Origin of the sequence: Synechococcus sp. R6-10, assembly GCF_047461815.1 — a bacterium.
Classification (GTDB): Bacteria; Cyanobacteriota; Cyanobacteriia; order Thermostichales; family Thermostichaceae; genus Thermostichus.
This window is the reverse complement of the sequence record NZ_JANSHW010000573.1, coordinates 1-813: the sequence shown is the minus strand read 5'-3', so window position 1 is coordinate 813 and position 813 is coordinate 1. Positions and strand designations below refer to the sequence as shown.

General features: G+C 54.1%; 1 protein-coding gene and 1 pseudogene. One reads left to right on the top strand and one right to left on the bottom strand.

The genetic code is table 11. The features are described 5' to 3' along the window. Positions 1–195 precede the first annotated feature (195 nt). Complete coding sequence (locus tag NW837_RS14000; RefSeq protein WP_011434056.1) at positions 196–423, top strand: indolepyruvate ferredoxin oxidoreductase subunit alpha; 228 nt, start codon at positions 196–198, stop codon at positions 421–423. 198 nt (positions 424–621) lie between these two features. On the opposite strand, the pseudogene NW837_RS13995 reads toward NW837_RS14000, so the two are convergent. Beyond that, a pseudogene (locus NW837_RS13995) lies at positions 622–813 on the bottom strand (hypothetical protein); the annotation flags it as partial.

Sequence of the window (813 nt, the reverse complement as noted above, 5' to 3'; positions counted from 1 at the left end):
TCGGGGGGGAGCAATATTGGCCTAAAATGAACCCTAGAACTGAGATATAAGTCCCATCTTTTTCAGGCAGCTTCGGGCAAATATCGCGCATTCTAATCAAAAAGTCAACAGCATAGGAAGCGCAGGCGACGTCAAGGCTGACCTTGTGGCAACTGCACTTAGGATTTGACTTAGAGCGTTCATTGGGAGGGATCCATGCCGCATACAATTGTCACCGATATCTGTGAAGGTGTGGCCGACTGTGTAGAGGCTTGCCCTGTTGCCTGCATCCACCCCGGCGATACCAAAAATGCCAAAGGCACCGACTACTTTTGGATTGAGTTTTCCACCTGCATCGACTGTGGCATCTGTTTACAGGTTTGCCCCGTAGAAGGCGCTATTCTGCCGGAGGAAAAGCCGCATCTGCAGCGAGTGCCCCGCTAATTCCAGGGAAGCATCCCTGGCCACACCCCAAGATCCAATGGGAATTATGATCATTTCAACTCCAACTAGGACACTGCACCCACACCTAAAGCCCTGGTCGCATCGTCGCGTCAGCGTTGCGGAGCAACAATACGCAGAACCAGAAGGCTTTTCTTGGTAGCCCAGGCGTCTCACCCTAACCTGAAACAACTATAAGCTTTAGCCCAAGGAAGCCAAAGCAACGACGCTGCTGGTCAGCCAGCTCAGGGACAGGATCCCCCCTAGGAAAGCCAATGGGATCAGGCCCAGCAGCCGCCACCACTCCAAATCCAGCGCTACAGCTACCGCCCGCACCTGCCAAACCACAAACCACAGCAGAGCTGACAAGCCCAGCAGGGATCCCACCCCCCC

Excerpts from the sequence above, each read along its gene's own strand:
- NW837_RS14000 (WP_011434056.1), top strand. The coding sequence starts at position 196 with ATGCCGCATACAATTGTCACCGATATCTGTGAAGGTGTGGCCGACTGT.